This is a genomic window from Streptomyces sp. NPDC029674, from assembly GCF_044903205.1.
Lineage (GTDB): Bacteria > Actinomycetota > Actinomycetes > Streptomycetales > Streptomycetaceae > Streptomyces.
The window spans coordinates 265,331-278,500 of sequence record NZ_JBJDPY010000002.1; the positions used below are offsets into that span (position 1 = coordinate 265,331).

Sequence of the window (13,170 nt, forward strand, 5' to 3'; positions counted from 1 at the left end):
GAAGGACTCCTCGGGTCGGGTCGGGAAGGGTTGGGTGAGCGACGGACGGGGCGGTGCGGGCGGGCGTTTCGTTGCCGTGTGGTGCTTTGCGTGCAGGCAGCGTAGTTGGGGCCCTGTTCCTCTAGCTGCCCCTGTGCAGGTCCCATATCCATACGCCGCCCACCCACTTTCCGGGACGGCCTACGAGCGCGTCCACGGTCGCGCGCAGTTGTCCGTCGTTCCGCTGCGGCGCCAGGACGAGGAGGCCCGCGTTCCAGGACGTCAGGTCCCGGCGGACCGCGTCCCGCCAGGCGGGCGTGACCTCGGGGACGCGGCCCGATGAGCGGACGTCCCGCAGCAGGTTCGAGGTGTTGGTGGGCGAGGGGCCGTAGATGCCGATGCGGTCCGGGCCCCAGGGGCCGTTAAAGTAGCCGCCGGGGATGCGGAAGTCCAGGTCGGCGGTGGTCTGCCAGTGCAGGCCCTCCGCGTTGCCGGCGTCCGGGATCGGCACCGGGACGAGGGTCTCGCCGGCGCCGAGATACGTGCGCCAGGTGCCCTGCGCGATGAACGGCGGCACCTCCGCCCGGTCCACGGCCTTCAGCGGCGCGGGCAGGATCGGCAGCAGCGCGACGGCGACGGCCGCGAGCCCCGCGTACTGGTGTGTGCGCCGTGGGGCGGACAGCAGGCGGGCGAGGGCCAGCGCGAGGAGCATGCCGAGCGCCGGGGCGCACACCATCGCGACGCGCGACTCGATGACGGACTCGAAGAGGGGCAGGCCGGAGAGCGCCGCCCACGGGCCGGGCAGCACGGTGTCGGTCAGCGGGATGCGGAACTTCGGGCCCAGGGAGAGCAGGGCAGCCGCGAGCACGGTGAACGCGAGCGCCTTGACCACCGTGCGCTCCCAGAGGCGTACGACGATCGCGAAGGCGAGCGCGACGAGCGGCCAGCCGTAGAACGCGTTCTCCTCGGTGGGGTTCATGGCGAGGTGGTCGGCGGTCGCGTCGCTGCCCGCGAGCGAGCGCTCGGCGAAGGAGAGGAACGCGAGCGGGCTGTTGCCCGCGTTGTCGCCGTGCAGCACGCTCTTGTAGCTCTGCGGCCCGAAGAACTGCCAGTAGAGGGGGAAGGCGACCAGCGGGATCGTGACCGCGAGGGCGATCGCGAGGCCGCGCGCGAGCGGGCGCCACGCGGCCCGCGCCACGTCCCGGCGCACGGCCGCGTACGCGACGGCGAAGAGCAGCATGCCGAGCGCGGCCAGGAGGAGCGGTTCCTCGCCGAGGAAGATCTGGTACGTCGTGAAGAGGCCGAGGACGACTCCGTCGCGTACGACGCGGGTGCCCTCGCAGAGCCGCAGCGCCCTGTCGATGATCAGCGGGATCATGAACAGGACGATGAAGTTCGGGTGGGCGTTGGCGTGGCTGACCATCGGGGGCGCGAAGGCGGCGAGGGCCGCGCCGGTGGCGGCGGCGCCCCGGTGCGGCACGAGGCGTCCGCGGATCAGCCGGTACCAGGTGACGGCGGTGAGGGCGAGGCCGCCGGTCATCGCCACGTTCAGGGCGGCCGCCGGGCCGAGCAGCCAGGTCACGGGGGCGAGCGGGACGGAGAGGCCGAGCATGACCGTGTTGGCCATGAGGTTCACGCCGTCCGGGGCGTTCTGAAGGGTCGTGAACAGGGGGTTGTTCAGGTGGCGGATGTTGTCCGCCGTCACCGCGAAGAACCACTCCCACTGGTTCTGGTCCTGCATGGAGTCGGGGAAGTAGCGGTGCGCGGGGCCCGTCCAGCGGCCGGAGAAGAGGAGGAAGGAGAGGGCCAGGAAGAGGAGCGCGACCAGGACGTCGGCCCGGCGGACCGCGCGGGCCTTGAGGAGGGTCAGCTCGGCGAGGACCTTCACGTAGTCGAGCGGCCGGACCTTCGAGCCCTCCTGGTGGGACCAGCGCACGGGGACCTCGGCGACGGGCCAGCCGGACCGCCGGAAGTACTGCAGTATCTCGACGTCTATGCCCCAGCCGTGCAGCCTGGACGCGGCGAACGCCTCGCGGGCCCGGTCGCCGTCGAAGAGCTTGAAGCCGCACTGGGTGTCGCGGATTCCGGGGACGGCGACCGTGCGTATCAGGAAGTTGCCGGTACGGCCGAGGAGCTCGCGCAGGCGGTGCTGGTGGGCGCCGATGGTCGCGCCGGGGCGGGCGCGGGAGCCGATGGCGGCCGCGTGGCCGTCGGTGAGCGCCTTGTCGAGGTGGTCGAGCTCCTCGATGGGCGCGGCGAGATCGGCGTCGGTGACCAGGACGCGGCGGCCGTACGAGGCGAGGACGCCGAGCCGCAGCGCGTGGCCCTTGCCTCGGTTCCGGTCGCTGCGCACCAGCAGGACGCGGGGGTCGGCGGCGGACGCCTCGGCGGCGATCTCCGCGGTGGCGTCGGTCGAGCCGTCGTCGACGACGATCAGCTCCCACGCGCCCCGGTACGTCAGATCGAGGTGGTCGCGGAGCGCGGCCAGCGTGGGGCCCAGGCGCCGCTCCTCGTTGTAGGCCGGAACGACGACTGTCAGATCCACGCTCATGCAGCGGCCAGCCGCTCGATGAGGGACAGGGAGTGCGCGTTGTACTCCACGACGATCGCGTGGGCGGCGTCCGGGTCCCGGCGCACCAGCGCGTCGACGAGCTCGGTGTGCCGGGACCAGAGCAGGCCGCGCAGGTCACCGCCGCTGATGTCGCTCCAGCGCCGCAGGTGGGTGACGGCGCAGACCCACGACTTCAGGCGCAGCCTGTGCAGGAAGTCGGAGAGGTAGGGGTTGCCGAAGAGGGCGCTGAGCTCGCGCCAGAAGCGGAGGTCGTAGCCGATCAGGACGGTCAGGTCGCCGGCGCAGGCGGCGCGGGCCGCCTCCTCGCCGCGGCGGCGCACGGAGACGAGCGCGGCGCCGACGTCCCGGCGGGCACCGTGCGCCGCGAGATCGCGGAAGATGCCGTCGGCGACGAGGGCGCGGGCCTCCAGCATGGAGCGGTAGTCGTCCAGCGTGTGCTCGTGGACGCGGAAGCCGCGGTGCTGGTCGGCGTCGAGGAGGCCCTGCGCGGTGAGGTTGACCAGGGCCTCGCGGACGGGGGTCGCGGAGACGCCGTACTGCTCGGCGATCTCCTTGACCGTGAACTCCTGGCCCGGCTCCAGCCTGCCGGCGAGGACCTCGTCGCGGAGGGCGTCGGCGATCTGTTGGCGCAGAGTGCTGCGGATGACGGCGGGGCCGTCGGTGCCGGGCATCTGTTTCCCCCGCGAGGTCGTATGCGTGGTCGTGTGCGTGGTCGTGTGTGTGTTCCTTTACGAGCACGCCAGACTACGCGGGGGGGGGGGGGGGGGGGGGGGGGGGGGGGGGGGGGGGGGGCGGCCGCGCCCCCCCCCCCCCCCCCCCCCCCCCCCCCCCCCCGACCGTCACCCCAGGTGAGCCGGTGTTACACCGTGTGTTCGTCGGCCACCGAGAGCGCCGCGTCCAGGGCGGCCAGGCCCTCCTTCGCCTCCGTCTCCGTGATGTTGCACGGGGGCACGACGTGGGTGCGGTTCATGTTGATGAAGGGCCACAGGCCGTGCTTCTTCGCGGCGGCGCCGAACGCGGCCATGGGGGCGTTCGCCTCGCCGGTGGCGTTGTAGGGCACGAGCGGCTCGCGGGTCTCCCTGTTCCGCACCAGCTCCAGGGCCCAGAACATGCCGGTGCCGCGTACCTCGCCTACGGAGGGGTGGCGCTCGGCGAGCGCGCGCAGGCCCGGCTCGATGACCTGCGCGCCGAGCGTCGCGGCGTGCTCGACGACGCCCTCCTCCGCCATGACGTTGATCGTCGCGACGGCGGCGGCGCAGGCCAGCGGGTGGCCGGAGTAGGTGAGGCCGCCCGGGTAGGGCCGCTCGGCGAAGGTCTCGGCGACCTTCGCTGAGATGGCGACGCCACCGAGCGGCACATATCCGGAGTTGACGCCCTTGGCGAAGGTCATCAAGTCCGGTACGACGCCCTCGAAGTGGTCGACGGCGAACCACTCGCCCGTGCGGCCGAAGCCCGCCATGACCTCGTCGAGGACGAAGACGATGCCGTACTTGTCGCAGAGCGCGCGGACACCGGCGAGGTAGCCGGGCGGCGGGACCATGATGCCGGCGGTGCCGGGGACGGTCTCCAGGATGACCGCGGCGATCGTCTGCGGGCCCTCGAAGGTGATGGTGTCCTCGAGGTGCTCGAGCGCGCGCTCGCACTCCTGCGCCTCCGTCTCCGCGTGGAAACGGGACCGGTAGAGGAACGGCGCCCAGAAGCGGACGACGCCCGCCGTGCCCGTGTCGGAGGCCCAGCGGCGCGGGTCGCCGGTGAGGTTGATGGCCTGCTGGGTGCCGCCGTGGTACGAGCGGTACGCGGTGAGGACCTTGGGGCGGCCCGTGTGCAGGCGGGCCATGCGGGTGGCGTGCTCGACGGCGTCGGCGCCGCCGTTCGTGAAGAAGATCTTGTCCAGGTCGCCGGGGGTGCGCTCCGCGATGAGGCGTGCGGCCTCGGAGCGGGCCTCGATGGCGAAGGCGGGCGCGAACGTCGTCATCGTCGCCGCCTGCTCCTGGATCGCGGCGACGACCTTCGGGTGCTGGTACCCGATGTTGGTGTAGACGAGGCCGCTGGTGAAGTCGAGGTAGCGGTTTCCGTCGTAGTCCCAGAAATACGAGCCTTCGGCGCCGGCTATGGCCGGCGGGTCTATCAGCTCCTGTGCGGACCAGGAGTGGAAGACGTGTGCGCGGTCCGCGGCCTTCACGGCGGCGCCGACCTGGGGATTCGGCTGAGGGGTCATGGGGCCGAGGGTAGATGTCCACGGAGTGGACGGGACATGGGCGTCCTGTCGGGCGTGGGGGGTTGAACCCGACAGAGTGTCGGGTGGCGGGGGTTTTCGTTCCCCTGCGGCTTCTCGGGTGCGGGCTGGTGGGGGCTGGTCGCGCAGTTCCCCGCGCCCCTGGGTGGGGCGGGGCTCTGTCGGCCGCTCTGCCCAGGCCACCCGGGGCTTGTCTGGTTCGGCTTGCCGCCGGTGGGGGTTGAGCGCGCAGTTCCCCGCGCCCCTGGGTGGGGCGGGGCTCTGTCGGCCGTTCTGCCCAGGCCACCCGGGGCTTGCCTGGTTCGGCTTACCGCCGGTGGGGGTTGAGCGCGCAGTTCCCCGCGCCCCTGGGTGGGGCGGGGCTCCGTCGGCCGCTCTGCCCAGGTCACCCGGGCTTGCCTGGTTCGGCTTGCCGCCGGTGGGGGTTGAGCGCGCAGTTCCCCGCGCCCCTGGGTGGGGCGGGCATGGCGGAGGCGGTCATCCGGGGTCGTTCAGGGGCGCGGGGAACTGCGCGATCAGCCACAGCGGACCGGCAGCCGGGAAACGGGCGCGTGCTGGGCTTTCAGTCTTCGTCCGTGTCGGGGACGACCTCGGCCCGTGGGCCGGACTCCGTGCAGCGGAGTTCGTAGGGGAGGTCCTCCTGTTCGTCGTCGTCGGCCGGTTCCGCCTCCAGGTGGACGGCGGGGGCCGGGCCGCGTTCGACGTCGTCGTCTATGTGGAAGCCGTCCGCGGGGCTCCAGGAAATGAGGCGGACGGTGCCGTCGGGACGGCACTCCACCGTGGCGGAGCCGCCGGTGAAACGGACCGTCGACCGCTCGGCGGAGGGCGAGGCGGAGGGCGAGGGGGAGGAAGAGGACGAGCGGGAGGAGGACGGCGAGGGAGAGGGAGTCTCCGGGCGCACCGGAGGAGAGTCCGCGGCCTCGGCCAGCGCCCGCCGCACCGCCGACTCGTCCAGCGGACGACTGTGCGCCGCCCCGCCCCCACCGTCCGCGCTGGCCAACTGCCACGCGCCCAGCGCCCCCGCGGCCGTGCCCACGGCCACCCACGCCGCCGTGACGACGGCGTTCCGCCACTTCCTCATCCCGCCACTGTGCCGCATCGTTTCCTAACGTCCGGTTAAGGCCCCGACAAGTGCCCCGACAAGGACCCTGCCCGAGCCCGAGCCCCGCCCCTCACTACGGTGGTTGTATGGCGCATCTTCTCGTCGTCGAGGACGACCCCCAGCTCCGCGGCGCGCTCGTGCGGGCCCTGCGCGACAAGGGGCACGCCGTGGCGACCGCGCCGAGCGGCATGGCGGGCCTTGACGCGGCGGTGACCAGCGGGCCCGATCTGGTCGTGCTCGATCTGGGGCTGCCGGACGTCGACGGCGCCCAGGTGCTGCGCATGCTGCGTGCCGTCAGCGACGTGCCCGTCATCGTGGCGACGGCCCGCGACGACGAGCCCGAGATGGTCACGGTTCTGGAAGCCGGCGCCGATGACTACATCGTCAAACCCTTCGGCGCCGCCCAACTGGACGCCCGGATCAAGGCGGTGCTGCGCCGCCTCGGTGCGGCGGAGACGGAGGAACCCCTCCGCGTGGGCGCGCTCTCCGTCGACCCGATGGCCCGCGAGGTCACCCTCGACGGCACGGCCCTCGACCTCACCCCGCGCGAGTTCGACCTGCTCGCCTACCTGGCCCGCCGCCCCGGCCAGGTGGTCTCGCGCCGGGAGCTCCTCGCCGAGGTCTGGCAGCAGCCCCTGGGCGGCGCCGACAAGACGGTGGATGTCCACCTTTCCTGGTTGCGGCGGAAGTTGGGCGAGACCGCGCAGCGCCCCCGCTACCTGCACACGGTCCGCACGGTCGGCGTGAAGCTCGCGGCGCCCGAGGGCCACGTCACCCCCACGGACACGGACTGACCCATGCGCCGCAGCCTCCTCCTGCTCACCGCGGCGACCACCGCCCTCGTCCTCACCGCGCTCCTCGTCCCCCTCACGCTCCTCACCCGCAGCCACGCCGCCGACCGCGCCACCGCCGAGGCCACCGCCCGCGCCCAGTGGGTGGCCCACGCCCTGGGCCCGGCCCTGGCCACCGCCGGCGAGCGGGAGACGGCGGAGCAGACGGTGGAGAGCGTCAACGGGAAGGGGCTGCCCGCCACTTCACTGATCCTGGCGGGTGGTGAGGCCATCGGGCCGCACCCGCGCGGCGGTCCCGTCGTCACCGACCCCGTCCGCCTCGCCCGCACCGGCCGCGCCTTCACCTACGAGACGGACTCCGGCGGCCGCCTGGTCCTCGTCCCCGTGCAGGGCGCCAAGGACGGCACGGCGGTCGTTCAAGTCACCATCACCGAGCGGCAGTTGTACGCGGGCACGCTCGCGTCCTGGCTGGTGCTCGCGGGCATCGGCGTGGGCCTCGTACTCCTGGGGCTCCTCCTCGCCGACCGCCTGGGCGCCCGTCTGGTGGGCGCGACCCGGCGCCTCGCCGGCACCGCGGACCGGCTGGCGGCGGGGGACCTGACGGCCCGCGCGACGCCGGAGGGACCGCCCGAGCTCCGGCTGATCGCGGGCGAGCTGAACCGTCTCGCGGCCCGCATCGACGAGCTGCTCACCGCCGAGCGGGAGAACGCCGCCGACCTCGCCCACCGCCTGCGGACCCCGGTGGCCGCCCTGCGCCTGGACGCGGAGACCCTCCGCGACACGGACGAGGCCCACCGCATCGCGGCGGACGTCACCGCCCTTGAACGCAGCGTGGACGACGTGATCCGCAAGGCGAGGCGGCCGCTGCGGGCGGCGCCGCGCGCGGATCTGGCGGCGGTGGCCCGCGAACGCGCCGCCTTCTGGGCGCCCTTGGCGGAGGACCAGAGTCGGAGTGCGCACACCTCGACACCCCCGCACGAAGTTCCCGTCACCGTCCCCGCCGACGAACTGGCCGCCGCCCTGGACACCCTGATCGGCAACGTCCTCGACCACACGCCGCAGGGCACCGCCTACCGCGTCACGGTCCGCGTCCTGCCCGGCGGCGAGGCGGAGCTCACCGTCGCCGACGAGGGCCCCGGCTTCCCCGACGCGGCCTCCCGCGACCGCGGCACGAGCGGCGCGGGCTCCACGGGCCTCGGCCTGGACATCGCGCGCCGCACGGCCGAGGAGGCGGACGGCCGCTTCGAGGCGGTGAGCACGGCCGACGGCGCCAGGGTCACCCTGACGTTCCCCCAGCCGCACCCTGCGGGCCCGCCGCCCGAGGGAACGCCGTCCGCACCGCCCGCGCCCACTTGTTGATGCCCAGCTCCGGCCGGACCGCCGCGTACCCCCCGCAGTACTTGGTGAACTCCGCGGCACGCACCCCGAACCGGTGCAACACCCGGTCCGCGTCCGTCAGATGCCCCTTCGTCTTCGTCTCCACCAGCACGAGCCCGCTGTCGGCCGCGGCGCTGCGCCCCGTCGCCGTGTCCCGCACGACGAGCCCCGCGTCACACGTGATGCGCTGCCCGTCGGCGACGAAGGTCGCCCGCTGATAGTCGGTGACCAGCGAGGGGGTGAGCCCGCCCGGCGCCTCGATGCCGTACGACCCGCGCAGCACACCGGCGAGGAACCCGAGCCGCACCGCGTCCAGGACGTGGTCGCCGTCCGCCATGCGCTGGCGGTGCTTGACGGTCTCGCCCCGCCCGCTCTTCAGCTTGATCTCGAACTGCCGCTCCCCGCTGTCCCGGTAGACCCGCTCCCGGATGCGGTAGCGGAGCCGCCGCCCCTGCCGGTGCTCGTGGAAGGTGAGCAGGTCAGGGGTGTCGTAGTACGTCGAGTGGTAGCGGAACCAGCGCTTTCCGCCGATGCTGAGCGCCCGGAAGGGCCCGCCGGCCCGCCGCGGGTCGGTCAGCAGCGCGGCGAGGTCCTCGAAGATCTCCACGGGTACGAGGTAGCTGTTGTCGTAGCGGGCGAGCAGCTCCGCCCTGGTGTTCACCTCGTCCAGCGAGATGGGGTGCGCGGCGAGCGCGGCGCGGCCGATGGCGCGTACGGCGGGGTTCACACGGTCTCCTTCTGGTGGCCGGGGGTGATCGTGCGGGACCGGGTCGTGCGTCGTCGTACCTTCAACTCCCCGTGCCGGTGCGAAGGTTCCGGCTGACGGAAACGGACTTCCAGCACCATGAGGTCGCGTACGTAGTCCACCTCCTGGACCGTCCACCCCAGCGGCCGCCCGAGGCGCCGCTCCAGCTCGGCCCGGAGCGGGGCCTCCTCGCGGTAGACGGCGTCCAGCGTGACGACCGCGCGCCGGTCGCCCGCGAACAGGCGGGGATGGTCGGCGCCGTACATCACGACGAGCAGGACGCCGGAGAGCAGGGCCGCCACGGGCAGGCTGAGCGCGGGCAGACCGCAGAGCAGGCCGAGGACCAGGGTGATGAAGTAGTACGCCACCTCCTGGTGCTGCAGGGCGTCGGAGCGCAGCCGCACGATAGAGAGCACCCCGAAGAGGCCGAAACCGAGGGCGAGTCCGCCGTCGCCGCCGACGGTGCCGAGCCCGGCGACCACCGCGAACAGGGCGACGTTCAGGGCCAGATACGCGGGGACGAGCTCGCGCCTGTGGTGGCGCGGATAGAAGACCCCGAAGGTCAGCAGGGCGACGGCGGCCAGGTCGAGGCCCAGGTGGGCGCTGAGGGTCAGTGTGCTGTCCATGCCGGTGACGCTAGGGAGCGGCGGGTTAAGGCCGCCCCTCGTGGACGTTAAGGAAGCGCGGGCCCCGGTCCTGCTTGACAGCACGCTGCCTTTTTGACAGCATACTGTCACCTGATACGGCATCTGGAGGCCCTCATGTCCCGCAAGCCCGTATACCTGGCCGTCTACGACACGTTCGCCGACTGGGAGACCGGCCACGCCACGGCCTGGCTCGCCCGCGTCGGCTACGAGATCCGTACGGTCGCCCTCACCACCGCCCCCGTCACCTCCATCGGCGGCCTGCGCGTCCAGCCCGACCTGGCCCTCGGCGAACTGCGCCCCGAGGACGGACCTGCCGGCTCGCTGCTGATCCTGCCGGGCGCCGACCTGTGGGACACGAGCGAGGACCTCGCGCCGTTCGCGCGCACGGCCCGCGCGTTCCTGGCCGCGGGCGTGCCGGTCGGCGCCATCTGCGGCGCCACGGCGGGCCTCGCCCGCGAGGGGCTCCTCGACGACCGCGCGCACACCAGCGGGGCGGCGATGTACCTGGCCGCCACCGGCTACAAGGGCGGCGAGCGGTACGTCGAGACGGACGCGGTCACCGACGGCGACCTGATCACCGCGGGCCCGACCGAGCCCGTCGCGTTCGCCCGGGAGATCTTCGGCCGGCTCGGCGACGTCTTCGAGGGCGAGAAGCTCGACGCGTGGTACCGCCTCTTCCACGACTCGGACCCGGCCGCGTACGAGACGCTCAACTCGTGACGAGGGAGGAACAGATGGCACGCGCACGGCAGGACCTGCTCAGCCGCGCCGCGCTGACCGTCTTCCGGCTCAACGGCCAACTCCTCGCCGTGTCCGAGGAACTGGCCAGGCCCGCGGGGCTGACCGCCGCCCATTGGCAGGTGCTCGGCGCCGTCCTGCGCGAACCGCTGCCCGTCTCCGGGATCGCCCGCGCGATGGGCATCACGCGGCAGAGCGTGCAGCGCGTCGCCGACCTGCTCGTACGCAACGGGCTCGCCGCGTACGAGCCGAACCCGGCCCACCGCCGCGCCAAACTCCTGCGCCCCACGGACGCGGGCCTGGCCGCCGTCGCGAAGATCGACCCGGGCCACGCGGAGCTGGCGGAACGCCTCGCCGCGGCGCTCGGCACGGACGGATTCGCCGAAACGGTACGGGTGTTGGAGCGGTTGTCCGCCGCGCTGGACACGGTCGCCGCCGGTGATCCGGAACCCGTTACGGAACCGTAGAGGTAAGCCCGCCCCACCCTGTCCCACGGCCGCACTATCCTCACTCTGTTGCACACCAATGGGGGAGGTCGGTGCGGCGATGGAGAAGCTCGTGCCCGGGGATCCGCAGCGAATCGGCGCGTACCGGCTGCTGGCGCGGCTCGGCGCCGGCGGCATGGGGCAGGTGTACCTCGCGCGGTCGGACCGGGGCCGCACGGTCGCGGTCAAGCTGGTCCGCCAGGAGCTCGCCGTGCAGGAGGAGTTCAGGAACCGGTTCCGGCAGGAGGTGCGGGCCGCGCGGCAGGTGGGCGGGGCGTGGACGGCGCCGGTCCTCGACGCGGACACGGAGGCGGCGATCCCGTGGGTCGCCACGGGGTACGTCGCGGGGCCCTCGCTGCAGTCCGTCGTCTCGCGCGATCACGGCCCGCTTCCCGAGCGGTCGGTCAGCATTCTCGCGGCCGGGCTCGCGGGCGCGCTCAAGGACATCCACGCGGCGGGCATCGTCCACCGCGACCTCAAGCCGTCCAACGTCCTGGTCACCATCGACGGCCCCCGCGTCATCGACTTCGGCATCGCCCGCGCGCTGGAGACGGTCACCGACGGCGGCCTCACCCGCACCGGCGCGCTCGTCGGCTCGCCCGGCTTCATGGCACCGGAGCAGGTGCGCGGCGATCGCATCACCCCGGCGTGCGACGTGTTCTGCCTCGGCTCCGTGCTCGCGTACGCGGCGTCGGGGGCGCTCCCCTTCGGCACGGCCAACAGCGGTGTGCACGCGCTGATGTTCCGTATCGCGCAGGAGGAACCGGACCTGGGAGGCCTCCCCGAGAGCCTCGCCGACCTGATCGCCACGTGCCTCCGCAAGGACCCGGCGGCCCGCCCCTCCCTCGACGAGGTCCTGGACCGCACAGGCGCGGCCGACACCCTCGGCGACGGCCACACCATCGACCCGTGGCTGCCGGGTGCGCTGGTCGCCCAGCTCGGGCGGCATGCGGTGCAGTTGCTGGACACGGAGGATCCGGAGGAGCCGGAGGCCCCGGGGCGGCCGGGGGAGGCGTCCCCGAGGCCGCAGGAGGGGTCTGCCGCGGGCTCGGGGGCAGCGGGGGCGGCTTCTGCGGGATCAGGGTCAGCTGCTGCCGGCCCAGGTGCGGGGGCGGCCGGCGCGGGACCGGGCGCGGGTGCGGCCGGTGCAGGTTCAGGGGCGGCCGGCACAGCGCCAGGCACCGCAGGGGGAGCACCACGGGCGGCCGGTGCAGGGCCAGGCGCGGCCGCAGCAGTATCCGGGGCCATCGGCGCGGGGCCGGGAATGGCCGGTGCAGGGGCGGCCGGTGCAGGGCCCGGCACGGCAGGCACAGGACCAGGGGCGGTCGGCGCGGGATCAGGCGCGGCCGCAGCAGGATCCGGGGCCATCGGCGCGGGGCCGGGCATGGCCGGTGCAGGGGCGGCCGGTGCAGGACCCGGCACGGCAGAGGGAGCACCAGGGGCGGTCGGCGCGGGATCAGGCACGCCCGGCGCCGCATCCGGGGCCACCGGCGCCGGACCAGGGACGGCCGGCGCAGGCGGCGGCAGCGGTGGTGGAGCCACGCCCCCGCCCCCCGGCGCGCCCGGCGCCACCCCCCTCGACCACCTGCCCACCATGGTGTCCGGGCAGGCCCCGCCCCCCACACCGCCGCCCGGCGCCCCGGTGTACGGCTACCCCCACCAAGGCCCGCCCCACCAAGGCCAGCCCCACCAAGGCGGCCAGCCCCACCAAGGCCAGCCCCAACCCGCCCCCTACGGCTACCCGCACCACCACCCCCACCAGCCAACCGGATACGGACCCACACCCCCGTACGGGCCCGCCCCCCTGCCCGAGCCCCCGCGCCGCAGTGCCCGCTCGACCGTGGCGTTGGTCGTCGTGGCGGTGATAGTGGCCATCGGGGCGGGTGGCGCCGTCTACGCCGTGATGGATGGGGACGGCACCGAGGGCAGGCGCGACGACGCCAGGAACAGTGCGAGCAGCTCGCCGACGACTCCCGGGCCCACCTCTCCGACCCCGGAGCCTTCCACTCCGAGCCCCACGGCACCGAAGCCGGACAAGGGCACGATCCCGGACAAGTACCTGGGCTCGTGGAGCGGCGGCCTCACCACCGACACCGGACACAGCACCCGCGAACTCACCCTCCAGCAGGGCGAGGTGGGCGACACCGTGCTGTCGGTGACGGCGGACGGACCGACCGAGGACGGCGGCACGTACCACTGCGTCTTCCAGGGCAAGCTGGAGTCCGCGTCCGGCGACCGGCTGCACATCGGCCCGACCGAGGTCACCGTCGGCGAACCCATGTCGTCCTGCACGCCCGGCGAACCGAGCGTCATCACGATCCTCGGCAACGGCAAGCTGCGGCGCGCCAACACGGACGGCAGCGGCGAGCTGACGTACGACAAGGGCAACTGACCGGGAGCGTCCGGCGTATGCGGGGAGGCAGCTGAACGCGTGGCGAACAGCGGCCGTCCGGACCGGGAAGCCGCCGCGCGCCCGCACCGCGCCGCCTACCGTCACC

At 73.8% G+C, this 13,170-nt stretch carries 11 protein-coding genes; 5 read left to right on the forward strand and 6 right to left on the reverse strand.

Going from position 1 to position 13,170, the window contains the following annotated elements:
* Positions 1–121: 121 nt before the first annotated feature.
* The 4 genes from ACI2L3_RS05140 to ACI2L3_RS05155 form a co-directional block, all read right to left on the reverse strand.
* A complete protein-coding gene (locus tag ACI2L3_RS05140) occupies positions 122–2,530 on the reverse strand; it encodes a dolichyl-phosphate beta-glucosyltransferase (protein WP_404750929.1) in 2,409 nt (802 codons plus the stop codon).
* On the reverse strand, positions 2,527–3,222 hold the full coding sequence (locus ACI2L3_RS05145; protein ID WP_404750930.1) for a GntR family transcriptional regulator: 696 nt from the start codon (positions 3,220–3,222) through the stop codon (positions 2,527–2,529). The genes ACI2L3_RS05140 and ACI2L3_RS05145 overlap by 4 nt, the downstream gene beginning before the upstream one ends.
* Positions 3,223–3,410: 188 nt before the next feature.
* Positions 3,411–4,769: an aspartate aminotransferase family protein gene (locus ACI2L3_RS05150; protein WP_404750931.1), complete on the reverse strand. Its 1,359-nt coding sequence runs from the start codon at positions 4,767–4,769 to the stop codon at positions 3,411–3,413.
* Between the two features lie 580 nt (positions 4,770–5,349).
* Positions 5,350–5,868, reverse strand: a complete 519-nt coding sequence (locus tag ACI2L3_RS05155; RefSeq protein WP_404750932.1) for a hypothetical protein — start codon at positions 5,866–5,868, stop codon at positions 5,350–5,352.
* 107 nt (positions 5,869–5,975) lie between these two features.
* On the opposite strand from ACI2L3_RS05155, the gene ACI2L3_RS05160 reads away from it, so the two are divergent.
* Both ACI2L3_RS05160 and ACI2L3_RS05165 read left to right on the forward strand, forming a co-directional pair.
* Positions 5,976–6,683, forward strand: coding sequence for a response regulator transcription factor (locus tag ACI2L3_RS05160; protein WP_404750933.1), 708 nt, complete (start codon positions 5,976–5,978; stop codon positions 6,681–6,683).
* 3 nt (positions 6,684–6,686) lie between these two features.
* Complete coding sequence (locus ACI2L3_RS05165; protein ID WP_404750934.1) at positions 6,687–8,039, forward strand: sensor histidine kinase; 1,353 nt, start codon at positions 6,687–6,689, stop codon at positions 8,037–8,039.
* On the opposite strand, the gene ACI2L3_RS05170 is transcribed toward ACI2L3_RS05165, so the two are convergent.
* Together ACI2L3_RS05170 and ACI2L3_RS05175 are read right to left on the reverse strand one after the other, a co-directional pair.
* Complete coding sequence (locus tag ACI2L3_RS05170; RefSeq protein WP_404750935.1) at positions 7,957–8,784, reverse strand: VTC domain-containing protein; 828 nt, start codon at positions 8,782–8,784, stop codon at positions 7,957–7,959. The genes ACI2L3_RS05165 and ACI2L3_RS05170 overlap by 83 nt on opposite strands.
* Positions 8,781–9,428, reverse strand: a complete 648-nt coding sequence (locus ACI2L3_RS05175; RefSeq protein ID WP_404750936.1) for a DUF4956 domain-containing protein — start codon at positions 9,426–9,428, stop codon at positions 8,781–8,783. Before ACI2L3_RS05175 ends, ACI2L3_RS05170 begins: the two co-directional genes overlap by 4 nt.
* Before the next feature lie 135 nt (positions 9,429–9,563).
* Between ACI2L3_RS05175 and ACI2L3_RS05180 the strand changes: the two genes are divergently transcribed.
* The 3 genes from ACI2L3_RS05180 to ACI2L3_RS05190 all read left to right on the forward strand — a co-directional run bounded on the left by ACI2L3_RS05180 (position 9,564) and on the right by ACI2L3_RS05190 (position 13,064).
* A complete protein-coding gene (locus ACI2L3_RS05180) occupies positions 9,564–10,169 on the forward strand; it encodes a DJ-1/PfpI family protein (RefSeq protein ID WP_404750937.1) in 606 nt (201 codons plus the stop codon).
* A gap of 14 nt (positions 10,170–10,183) precedes the next feature.
* On the forward strand, positions 10,184–10,654 hold the full coding sequence (locus ACI2L3_RS05185) for a MarR family winged helix-turn-helix transcriptional regulator (protein ID WP_404750938.1): 471 nt from the start codon (positions 10,184–10,186) through the stop codon (positions 10,652–10,654).
* A gap of 79 nt (positions 10,655–10,733) precedes the next feature.
* The gene (locus ACI2L3_RS05190; RefSeq protein ID WP_404750939.1) at positions 10,734–13,064 is read left to right on the forward strand and encodes a protein kinase; all 2,331 of its coding nucleotides are present in this window, start codon (positions 10,734–10,736) and stop codon (positions 13,062–13,064) included.
* Positions 13,065–13,170 lie beyond the last annotated feature (106 nt).

What these genes read in the sequence shown, in the direction of transcription:
- ACI2L3_RS05185 (WP_404750938.1), top strand. Translation starts at nt 10,184, where the DNA reads ATGGCACGCGCACGGCAGGACCTGCTCAGCCGCGCCGCGCTGACCGTC.
- ACI2L3_RS05150 (WP_404750931.1), bottom strand. Translation starts at nt 4,769, where the DNA reads ATGACCCCTCAGCCGAATCCCCAGGTCGGCGCCGCCGTGAAGGCCGCG.
- ACI2L3_RS05155 (WP_404750932.1), bottom strand. Translation starts at nt 5,868, where the DNA reads ATGAGGAAGTGGCGGAACGCCGTCGTCACGGCGGCGTGGGTGGCCGTG.
- ACI2L3_RS05190 (WP_404750939.1), top strand. Translation starts at nt 10,734, where the DNA reads ATGGAGAAGCTCGTGCCCGGGGATCCGCAGCGAATCGGCGCGTACCGG.
- ACI2L3_RS05175 (WP_404750936.1), bottom strand. Translation starts at nt 9,428, where the DNA reads ATGGACAGCACACTGACCCTCAGCGCCCACCTGGGCCTCGACCTGGCC.
- ACI2L3_RS05165 (WP_404750934.1), top strand. Translation starts at nt 6,687, where the DNA reads ATGCGCCGCAGCCTCCTCCTGCTCACCGCGGCGACCACCGCCCTCGTC.
- ACI2L3_RS05180 (WP_404750937.1), top strand. Translation starts at nt 9,564, where the DNA reads ATGTCCCGCAAGCCCGTATACCTGGCCGTCTACGACACGTTCGCCGAC.
- ACI2L3_RS05140 (WP_404750929.1), bottom strand. Translation starts at nt 2,530, where the DNA reads ATGAGCGTGGATCTGACAGTCGTCGTTCCGGCCTACAACGAGGAGCGG.
- ACI2L3_RS05145 (WP_404750930.1), bottom strand. Translation starts at nt 3,222, where the DNA reads ATGCCCGGCACCGACGGCCCCGCCGTCATCCGCAGCACTCTGCGCCAA.
- ACI2L3_RS05160 (WP_404750933.1), top strand. Translation starts at nt 5,976, where the DNA reads ATGGCGCATCTTCTCGTCGTCGAGGACGACCCCCAGCTCCGCGGCGCG.